At 38.9% G+C, this 10,134-nt stretch carries 8 protein-coding genes and 3 other annotated features; of the genes, 5 read left to right on the forward strand and 3 right to left on the reverse strand.

The genetic code is table 11. The features are described 5' to 3' along the window. Positions 1-387 precede the first annotated feature (387 nt). Positions 388-1,968 (reverse strand): acyl-CoA synthetase MbcS, encoded by a 1,581-nt coding sequence (gene mbcS, locus K332_RS0108875; protein ID WP_026907134.1) that lies wholly within the window; start codon positions 1,966-1,968, stop codon positions 388-390. Positions 1,969-2,181: 213 nt separating this feature from the next. Beyond that, positions 2,182-2,378, forward strand: a binding site (T-box leader). Positions 2,379-2,429: 51 nt separating this feature from the next. After that, positions 2,430-2,620 (forward strand) — a binding site (T-box leader). Between the two features lie 61 nt (positions 2,621-2,681). After that, positions 2,682-2,874 (forward strand) — a binding site (T-box leader). A gap of 54 nt (positions 2,875-2,928) precedes the next feature. Between mbcS and nhaC the strand changes: the two genes are divergently transcribed. Both nhaC and K332_RS0108890 read left to right on the forward strand, forming a co-directional pair. After that, complete coding sequence (gene nhaC / locus K332_RS0108885; protein WP_026907135.1) at positions 2,929-4,344, forward strand: Na+/H+ antiporter NhaC; 1,416 nt, start codon at positions 2,929-2,931, stop codon at positions 4,342-4,344. Next, positions 4,341-5,207, forward strand: a complete 867-nt coding sequence (locus tag K332_RS0108890; RefSeq protein WP_026907136.1) for an MBL fold metallo-hydrolase — start codon at positions 4,341-4,343, stop codon at positions 5,205-5,207. The genes nhaC and K332_RS0108890 overlap by 4 nt, the downstream gene beginning before the upstream one ends. A 192-nt stretch (positions 5,208-5,399) precedes the next feature. Here K332_RS0108890 and proC read toward each other — a convergent pair whose 3' ends face one another. Continuing rightward, positions 5,400-6,209 (reverse strand): pyrroline-5-carboxylate reductase, encoded by an 810-nt coding sequence (proC, locus tag K332_RS0108895; RefSeq protein ID WP_245604651.1) that lies wholly within the window; start codon positions 6,207-6,209, stop codon positions 5,400-5,402. 408 nt (positions 6,210-6,617) lie between these two features. Here proC and K332_RS24285 point away from each other — a divergent pair, with 408 nt between their 5' ends. Together K332_RS24285 and K332_RS24290 are read left to right on the forward strand one after the other, a co-directional pair. Next, the gene (locus K332_RS24285; RefSeq protein ID WP_026907138.1) at positions 6,618-6,926 is read left to right on the forward strand and encodes a hypothetical protein; all 309 of its coding nucleotides are present in this window, start codon (positions 6,618-6,620) and stop codon (positions 6,924-6,926) included. Beyond that, positions 6,923-7,069 (forward strand): hypothetical protein, encoded by a 147-nt coding sequence (locus tag K332_RS24290; RefSeq protein WP_211237412.1) that lies wholly within the window; start codon positions 6,923-6,925, stop codon positions 7,067-7,069. The genes K332_RS24285 and K332_RS24290 overlap by 4 nt, the downstream gene beginning before the upstream one ends. 160 nt (positions 7,070-7,229) lie before the next feature. Here the strand turns inward: K332_RS24290 and K332_RS0108905 are convergent, their stop codons facing one another. Then, positions 7,230-8,264, reverse strand: coding sequence for a YeiH family protein (locus K332_RS0108905; protein ID WP_026907139.1), 1,035 nt, complete (start codon positions 8,262-8,264; stop codon positions 7,230-7,232). A gap of 240 nt (positions 8,265-8,504) precedes the next feature. Here K332_RS0108905 and K332_RS0108910 point away from each other — a divergent pair, with 240 nt between their 5' ends. Next, a complete protein-coding gene (locus tag K332_RS0108910; protein ID WP_026907140.1) occupies positions 8,505-9,959 on the forward strand; it encodes an NADP-dependent glyceraldehyde-3-phosphate dehydrogenase in 1,455 nt (484 codons plus the stop codon). Positions 9,960-10,134: the final 175 nt, after the last annotated feature.

Below are 10,134 nucleotides of genomic sequence, written 5' to 3' on the forward strand. Positions count from 1 at the left end.
ATACTACACTTCTTCCAATTTCATCATATCATAACTTCAATTCGACAAATGTTAATGCTTTGTGACTGAAATGCCGTGGGGACAGGTTCCTTGGCTCAATCGAGCCAAGGAACCTGTCCCCACGGCATCTTTTTTTGAATATATCTAAACAAATCGATAACAATAATCCTATGATAGCTTTTCTAAATTTTATAAACGACGGAGGAATGAACATGGTTAAAGACTCACATGCACCAAAGGAAAAACAAAATGAAGCTAAAAGGCCAGATGAGCAAAGACGCAATAAAGGAAAATCCAACGCTAGAAATACAAGAAGTTAATGGATCCACAGGGACAGGTACCTTGGCTCAACCGAGCCGAGGTACCTGTCCCCATGGCAAGTTTTACCTATTTTAAACTTAGTTTTTCCCGCTGTCTCAACTCAACGCGACGAATTTTCCCCGATGTTGTTTTCGGTAGTTCATCTACAAACTCTATTTTCCTAGGATATTTGTATGGTGCAGTGGACTGTTTCACATGGTTTTGCAGTTCTTTTACTAATTCCTCTCCTGCATTTACCACATGATTCTGTAATATAATATATGCTTTTACCACATTCCCGCGAATCTCATCCGGACTAGCAATAACAGCACATTCTTTTACTGCTGGATGCTTTACCAATGCATCTTCCACTTCAAATGGTCCAATTGTATAGCCAGAGCTAATGATAATATCATCGTTTCTACCTTCAAACCAGAAATAACCTTCCTCATCCAGTGAAGCTTGGTCACCGGTAATATAGAAGTTACCACGATGTGTTTTCAGTGTACGGTCCTCATCCTTGTAATACCCTTTAAATAGTGCCGGTGTATCCAGTGGGATGGCAATATCACCAACAACTCCAACTTCCACTGCATTTCCGTCTTCATCAATTAATTGTACGTTATTTCCTGGAGTAGGTTTTCCCATCGAGCCGGCTTTTACTTTCATACCCTTTAAAAATCCTAATAGTAATGTATTTTCCGTTTGGCCATAGCCATCCCTAACTGTGATATTAAAATACTTTTCGAACTGATCGATGACTTCTCGGTTTAACGGTTCACCAGCGGATACCGCACTGTGGACTGCAGATAAATCATAGTCTGCTAGATTATTTAATTTTGCCATAAGTCGATATTCCGTTGGGGTACAACAAAATACATTAATCCTATTTTCCTCGATTAAAGATAGATATTTCTTTGGTTCAAATTTTCCGCTATACACAAATCCTGTAGCACCAGATCCTAATACCGATAAAAATGGACTCCAAACCCATTTCTGCCAACCAGGGGCTGCCGTTGCCCAAACCGTATCGCCATTTTTAATTCCTAGCCAGTGTGCAGGAGCAGAACTCATATGGGCGAATCCCCAAGCATGCGTGTGCATAACCGCCTTAGGATTACTCGTTGTACCGGATGTATATGGTAAAAATGCAAGATCATCCCTGGATGTTGCAACAATTTCCAATTGATCGGAAGCAGATTCCTTCAAGCCATCTAAATGATTCCATTCCGTAACAGGCTCATCAACGGTAAATTTCACAAGCTCATCATACTCTGCCATTCCTGTGAATTCATCAGTATAATCAGAATGACATACAACACCACTTACTTCACCATGGGCGATTCGGTACTGTAAATCCTTTGTTCGAAACATTTCCGAACTTGGGATAATGATGATTCCAGTTTTTAATGCTGCAATATAGACCTCATACGTATCGATTAGGCGGGGCATCATAACGAGTAACTTATCCCCTTTTTTAAGACCCTTTTCTAAAAATATATTACCAATTTTATTTGCATTTCTAATTAAGTTTTTATACGTAATTTCTCGTCTGGTACCTTGTTCATCTTCCCAAATAACCGCAAGCCGATTTGGTTCTTTAGCATACTTCTCAAATTCCATTACAATATTATAATTTTCTGGTGCAATTAAATCTTCTCTATTCAACTTTACCACCTCTATTTTTTAGCACTAGATACTAACTGTTAATCATTATATCAGATTATAATAAATTTAGTTGAATAGAAGATTCATATAATCAATCCGTGGGGACAGGTTCCTTGGCTCTAAAGAGCCAAGGAACCTGTCCCCACGGCATTTTAAAATTTTCCCCTTGACAATTCTTTTTATATGCTTTATGATTTTCCTTAACTTTATGACAGAAATGCATAGAACTATTCTAGTAGCTTTTACATCCCCTGAAAATTAGAGACCTGGTGGTTGCTGCAAACCAGGCAGAGTGTAGAGCGAAGTACAAATAGGGAGCAGAATTTTTTCCGGTTTCGGCCGTTATCTAATCAAGCGAGCAGAGATATTTCTGCTAACTAGGGTGGTACCACGGAGCTTCCGTCCCTTTTAGGGATGGAGGCTTTTTCTATTTTCCATTACTCTTTCAATTTCATAACGATATAAAAGCAATGAACTATTCTAGTAGTTTTACATTACTTGTAATCAGAGACCTGATGGTTGGTGCGAATCAGGCGAGGTGTAGAGCGAAGTACAAATAGGGAGCTGATTTTTCCGGTTTCGGCCGTTATCTATTAGAGTGAGTAGAGCAATCTACTAATTAGGGTGGTACCACGGAGCTTTCGTCCCTTGTTTTGGGGATGATGGCTCTTTTTATTTTCATTTATAGTTTTTGAATATTACAACTTCATATAATAAAGGCGATGAACTATTCTAGTAGTTTTACATTACTTGAAAAATCAGAGACCTGATGGTTGGTGTGAATCAGGCAAGGTGTAGAACGAAGTACAAATAGGGAGCTGATTTTTCCGGTTTTGGCCGTTATCTATTAGAGTGAGTAGAGCAATCTACTAATTAGGGTGGTACCACGAAGCTTTCGTCCCTTCTTTTGGGGATGGAAGCTTTTTTAATTTATATACAAATACAAGGAGGAATCTTCTCATGAAAAAAGAGATGTCAGTTAGTCTAGCGTTATTACCCATTTTTGCAATCATCATTACTGGGGCATTGTCTGTGTTTATTTGGGGAGCCGGTATGCACTTCCCACTGATTTTTGGAATTATTGCAGCGGCACTGATTTCGTACTTATGTGGATGGAAGTGGGAAGAGATTCAAACAATGATGGTTAACGGTGTAAGTAGAGCTTTACCAGCAGTTTTTATTTTACTCATCATCGGTACAATTATTGGTTCTTGGATAGCTAGCGGTGTAATTCCGACCATTATTTTCTACGGTTTAACCATAATAAAGCCTGAAATTTTTGTGCCTATTGTTGCTATAGTCACTGGTATCGTTGCGGTAACACTTGGAAGTTCATTTACTTCCATAGCAACTATAGGGCTTGCATTTATGGTTATTGGAGAAGGTCTTGGTTTTCCCGCTGCACTCGTTGCAGGTGCTGTTATTTCAGGTGCCTACTTCGGGGATAAATTATCACCAGCATCGGATACAACCAACGTAGCACCCGCGATGGCAGACACTGATTTGTTTAGCCATGTAAAACATATGCTTTGGGATACCATTCCTGCATTTGCCATTTCAATCCTATTATTTTGGATTATTAGTAATACGGATGCTGGGAGTGGGATTACTGATACAGCAACAATTAATAGTTTAAAAAATGGGTTAAATGACATATTTGTAATACATCCTTTACTGCTTGGCATGCCAATACTAACTATCATTCTAATGATTAGACGAACTCCTGCTATCCCTACTTTAATTACTGTCAGTTTGCTCGGTGCCCTTCTAGCAGTTTTCGTTCAAGGGGTATCCATAGGGAACATTATTCAAACCATGACCAGTGGATTTACAGGAGAATCTGATTTAGAAGCGATTAAATCCTTATTAAATCAAGGTGGGTTAACGTCCATGCTAGGAACGATAGCAATTTTGATACTTGCTACAGCACTCGGTGGTATATTGGAAACCTCTGGAGCATTTCATGTCCTAACAAGAAAAATGATGGCAAAGGTTAGAAAAACTAGTTCTCTAATTACGTCTACGATTTTCGCAACCTTTGTTGTTGCATTTTCTACTGGTGCACAATTCTTGGCGATTATTTTACCAGCAAGAACGTTAGTAGATAAATATAAAGAAATGGGAATTGATACAAAAAACCTGTCACGGGCAGTAGAAGCAGCAGGGACAGTTGGCATTAATTTAGTACCATGGGGAGTTCCTGCAGTCTTTGCAGCAGGCATCTTTGGACTAAGTCCCGAAGAATTTATTCCCTTTTCCTTCTTTGTATTCCTAGTACCGTTAGTTAATATTTTATTTGGATTTACAGGATGGACCATTTCTCGGAAAAATTATGATAATGAATCAACTTTAGAAAAAGGAGAGCATACAGCATGAGTAAGGTTATTTTATCAGTTATCGGAACTGCACAAGATGGCGGTCTCCCACACCCAAATTGTTTTTGTGAGAATTGTAAACGGGCAATAAACAATCCCAATTTCAGACGTACCGCTTCCGCACTTGCAATTGTTTTACCAGAGAAAAAAAAATGGCATTTAATTGATGCAACACCTGATTTAAAAGAACAAATGAGCAAGCTTCAAATGACGTTTCAGCTAGAGGGAACAATAATGAGCAGTATCTTTTTAACTCATGCACATATGGGGCATCTTCCAGGCCTGTTATTTTTAGGCAAGGAAGGAATAAATACGACCAACGTCCCCGTATTTGCAGGAGCTAAAATGAAACATATGTTGGAGAATAACGCTCCTTGGCAACTGTTAACAAAACTTGAAAACATTATGCTTAAGGATCTTCGAAATGAGGAATCTGTAAAAATTAATGAACAATTTTCTGTCTTACCTGTTTTAGTTCCACATCGAAATGAATTTTCTGAGACATTTGCTTTTCGGATAATCGGGCCAAATAAAAAAGTGTTATATATTCCAGATATCGACCGCTGGGAGGAGTGGGAGATTGATATCGTTGATGCCTGTAAAGAAGCAGACATATGTTTGTTAGATGGAACATTTCACTCTCCAAGAGATTTAGAACATATCGGACGTGACTTCAGGGAAGTTCCGCATCCATTAATGACAACAACAATGGAGAAACTTCAAGAGGTGACATCGCAAACTGACATATATTTTACTCATCTAAATCACTCAAATCCCGCCTTAGTTTCAACGGGTGAAGAGCGAAAAGAGCTTTTGAAAAAAGGATTTTTCATCGCGGAAGATGGCATGGAATTCATTATTTAAATAATTGAACTGCCTTTTGTTTAGAAAAACTTGCATTCGTTCATCTTTTGGCGAATGTGTTAGTTTTTCTTATGTCGACGGAAAGAATTTATACTTTCCAAACTACTAAAAAACAAAAGGCAGTTGGTTATTTTGGTATATTTGCACCTTTAACGTGGGGTATAGTTCGCAGTTCTATGTACCAAATTTCATCTATCTACCTAATTCAATCGACCTATCTCGAGCGCTCTTAATACATTCAAAAATAATCCTTTCAAATTCATAGTTTACTAGCGTATTAATCCCTGCTTCTGTCGTTCCAGCTGGACTCATGACTTGTTTTCTTAATTCTGTTGCAGAATTATTTGTTTGTAGTAACATTTTTCCTGCCCCTAAGAAGGTTTGTGAAATTAGAGTTTTTGCAGCACCTATCTCCAATCCCAATTCCACTGCTGCTTTTTCCATTGCTTCTGCTAAATAATATACGAAAGCTGGTCCACTTCCAGATAGCCCTGTAACGATATGCATATCTTCTTCTTCAATAACAGCTGTCGTACCAATGGTATTAAATAGAGCTCTAGCCACTCGTACATGCTCTTCTGATGCGCTTTCTCCTTTTGCAATTGCTGTTGCAGCAAGTCCAATTGAAGCAGGCATATTTGGAATCGCTCGAATGATTGGTACATGCTCATGGAAAAGGCTAGAAATAAATTCAGTGGAAATCCCTGCAGCAACAGATATAATTAACTGATCAGACGTAACACTTCTCTCTAGAGATTGAACAGCTTCTTTTACATCAAATGGTTGCATGGATAAAATAATAATTTCTGCATCTTTTACCGCCTTTTTGCTATCCCGCACACAATGGATTTGATATTTTTCTTGGAGAAAATTTAAACGTTCTTGATTCCTTCTATTCGTTACAATAATATTATCTTTCTTTAAAAATCCCTTGTTTACAATTCCAGAAATCATCGCTTCCGTCATAGACCCAGCACCTATGAATGCTAGTTTAGTAAGCATATTCATCTCGCTCCCTTTTAAATTTTTTAGAAAAATACGCATTCATTCGAACTCATCTATCTCCTTAAAGTAGTAACAAATCTTTAATTAATCTTACTATAAAGCGAGCAGTTTTATATGCTAGTTATACTTATGTCAGAGGTAAGCTTTTTATACTAGATAAAGCCATGGGGACAGATAAAGCCATGGGGACAGTTACCTCGGCTCAAGTAAGCCGAGGTACCTGTCCCCACGGCCTTTTTTAATTGAATTAAATGATAGATTATCTCTACTTCCTTCTTCTTTTTAGAGAGAAAATCTCTTTTTACTCTTTCCTATTAAAATTTCACCATTATATCAGTAATTTTGTCCAACCTCTCTCTAGTAATTCGAATAATATATAGAGTAACTATTCAGGAGGTAAATTAAATGCCAAACGATCATAAAAACCAAAATATAAACCAGAATGATGACCCGAGAGAGAATAACCAGAATTCAGAAAACAGAATAGGAAATAATATAAATGTCGATGTAAATGTTAATGTCAATACGAATATTGGCGAATCGGCATACGAAGAAGATGGTGTAACTGGCTATCCACCTGTTAATATCGTAAACTCAACACCATACGATGCACGCGGGATTGTAGAATATGCATCATTCTTTTGTTCAGATGATAGGTACAATATTTCCGGGAATGGTGGTATTTGGAACGTCCCGATCGAGGAGTTTGTTTGATAACAAGAATCACTGCAATTGTTCGAACGCCAATTGGAGAGGTAAACGCGGTTCCATACACTTCTTCTGGCACTTCTTTTAGCCAGTATGCAATTATACAGACAGGTGAGTATTTGTTTGAAGTGACGCGCCGTACAGAGTAAGTCTGTGGACGGTTCTTTCACATTCGGGCAAATGGCCAGAGATAAAGAAATAATCAAGAAAATAAACTCAATATACGCGCAAGTAGTCTCTATTAAAACATTGAACAGTGGTACGGGTACCTTGGCTCGTCTGAGCCGAGGTACCTGTCCCCATGGCCTTTCACACCAACACAACCGCAACAACTGACACTACAACAGAAACAATCGTCATAGCAATCAATGGCTTCATCGCTTTATTCTTAACTTCTTTCAAACTTACACTCAACCCCAGTCCAACCATTGCGGCAGTTAGAAGCCATGTGGTGAATGTATATACCCCTTCTAATGTTTGCTCTGTCACTGGGATAATGTCACCGAGAACAAAGCTGCCAAATAAACTCATTGCGATGAATCCTAGTAAAAAGTATGGAAAAGCAACTATAGTTTTTCCTTCACTTTCCTGTCCGGTCCGTTTCCGTTTCATAAAGTAGATCAAAATAAAACATAGTGGCACGAGTAAGAATACTCGACCTAGCTTTGCTAATAACGCCATTGCTAGCGCATCTTGACCGGCTGGTGCTGCTGCTAATGCAACATGTGCAAGTTCATGTAAGCTCATTCCAGACCAAATACCATAATCCTCAGCAGCAAATGGCAAAATTGGACGTACTATTGTATAGATAATGGAAAAAACCGTACCCATTAAGGCGATTATGCCAACACCAATTGCTGTATCGTCATCATCTGCATTCACAATCGGGGCAACTGCGGCAATCGCTGCTGCACCACAGACACCAGTTCCAACTCCTAATAATAAGGAGATATTAGCGTCCGCTTTAATGACTTTTGCCAACCAAACCATAGCCACAATCGCAACAAAAATAATGATGGCATCCTTTAACAAAAGTCCTAATCCGTCACTTAGTACGATTCCGATATTCAAACGTAGACCGTACAAGATAATAGCTAAACGTAGTAACTTCTTAGACGAAAATGTAACTCCAGCACGAAGAATTTCCGGGTACCCGAAGATTTGCCGGTAAACAATAGCAATGATAATGGCGCATCCCATCTGTCCAACATATGTAAGTCCTGGGATAAGGGACGCTGCAAATCCAACCGCCGCAAGGAGAAAGGTGAATAACACTCCCCCGACCAAGAATAACTTGTTCCTTCCTTTAGATTCCTGATTTACATTTACATGTGTAGCTCCCAAACTGTACCCCCCCTAAATATTAATAAACTAAAAGTCTGACCCAATTGTAACCCTCCAATACTTCTATGGAAAGTAGTTAAGCCTACAGTATTTTACCAATACCTGTTCGACGAATTTCGCCATAACTCGAGGAGTGACAGGCACCTTAGTACCTGGTACTAAGTGTTGGTGTAAGCATATTTTTTGAATGATGGGTGTTTGTTTGTTAAGATAATGTTACTTTCGGAAAGGAGAAAAGTTATGACATCTAGTGTATTAACATCGAGAACAAATCAATTCTATATAAACGGGGAATGGAGAGATAGTGATTCTGGAGAAACGATTGATATTACATCTCCATATCTTCATGAGGTTATTGGAAAAGTACAAGCTGTTACGAGAGATGAAGTAGATAATGCCATTCAATTCGCACATGAAGCACAGAAGGAATGGGCAGAGAAATCCCTTCAGGAGCGTAGCACATATTTATATAAATGGGCAGATGAATTAGTCCGCATGCAAGATGAAATTGCCGAAACGATTATGAAAGAAGTCGGCAAAGGGTATGAAGATGCTCGAAAAGAGGTTGTGCGTACTGCAGACTTTATTCGTTATACAATTGAAGAAGCACAACATATGAATGGGGAAAGTATGCGAGGAGATCGTTTCCCAGGTGGTTCAAAATCAAAACTTGCGATTGTTGATCGAGTTCCTCTAGGCGTTGTATTAGCTATTTCACCGTTCAACTATCCAGTAAATTTATCTGCAGCAAAAATTGCCCCCGCACTTATCGCAGGAAACGCGGTGATTTTTAAACCTGCTACACAAGGTGCACTTAGCGGTACAAAAATGATGGAAGCCATGCATCGCGCTGGATTACCTAAAGGACTTGTAAACTTAATTACTGGTAGGGGATCTGTCATTGGGGATTACCTTGTGGAACACAAAGGAATTAATATGATTTCCTTTACAGGTGGTACGAAAACAGGTACTAATTTAGCCAAAAAAGCAAATATGATTCCACTTGTTCTTGAGCTTGGTGGTAAAGACCCAGGAATTGTACGGGAAGATGCCGATTTACACCTTGCTGCAATACAAATCATTAGCGGAGCATTCTCGTACTCGGGCCAACGTTGTACAGCAATTAAACGTGTCCTTGTTCATGAAAATGTAGCTGATGAACTGGTAAAACTTTTAACAGAAGAAGTAGCTAAACTATCTGTAGGTTCTCCAGAGAATGGCAGCACGATTGTACCTTTAATTGATGATAAATCTGCTGACTTTGTACAAGGATTAATTACGGATGCGATTGAACAAGGTGCTCATCTTTTAGCTGGAAACCAACGGGAACAGAATTTAATCTACCCTACTCTACTTGACCATGTTACAACAGATATGAAAGTAGCTTGGGAAGAACCATTTGGTCCTGTATTACCAATCATTCGTGTGTCTTCTGATGAAGAGGCAATTAACATAACAAACGGGTCAGATTATGGTCTACAAGCAAGTGTCTTCACTAAAGATATCAACAAGGCATTCGCCATTTCTAATAAATTAGAAGTTGGTTCAGTCCAAATTAACGGACGTACAGAACGTGGACCAGATCATTTTCCTTTTATTGGGGTTAAAGGATCTGGTATGGGTGCACAAGGCATTAAGAAGAGCCTTGAATCCATGACTCGTGAGAAAGTTACGATTTTAAATCTTTCCGAATAAATGGGGATGGGATAGTAGGAAATCTGTGAAAGTCGCGCGGGGTCGTTATCATCTCGCGTGGAATGTACTTAAGCTCGCGCGTGCATTCATCATTTTCGCGCAGTAATAACCAAAAGTCGCATGTTAAGTTGACTGTCGTGCGACTTTTTGCTTACACACGTGACATTAACATCCC

It is taken from the genome of Paucisalibacillus globulus DSM 18846, assembly GCF_000482485.1.
In the GTDB taxonomy this organism is placed as follows: domain Bacteria; phylum Bacillota; class Bacilli; order Bacillales; family Amphibacillaceae; genus Ornithinibacillus; species Ornithinibacillus globulus.

Coding starts and splice junctions, on each gene's coding strand:
- nhaC (WP_026907135.1), top strand. CDS start 2,929: ATGAAAAAAGAGATGTCAGTTAGTCTAGCGTTATTACCCATTTTTGCA.
- K332_RS0108890 (WP_026907136.1), top strand. CDS start 4,341: ATGAGTAAGGTTATTTTATCAGTTATCGGAACTGCACAAGATGGCGGT.
- proC (WP_245604651.1), bottom strand. CDS start 6,209: ATGCTTACTAAACTAGCATTCATAGGTGCTGGGTCTATGACGGAAGCG.
- K332_RS24285 (WP_026907138.1), top strand. CDS start 6,618: ATGCCAAACGATCATAAAAACCAAAATATAAACCAGAATGATGACCCG.
- K332_RS0108910 (WP_026907140.1), top strand. CDS start 8,505: ATGACATCTAGTGTATTAACATCGAGAACAAATCAATTCTATATAAAC.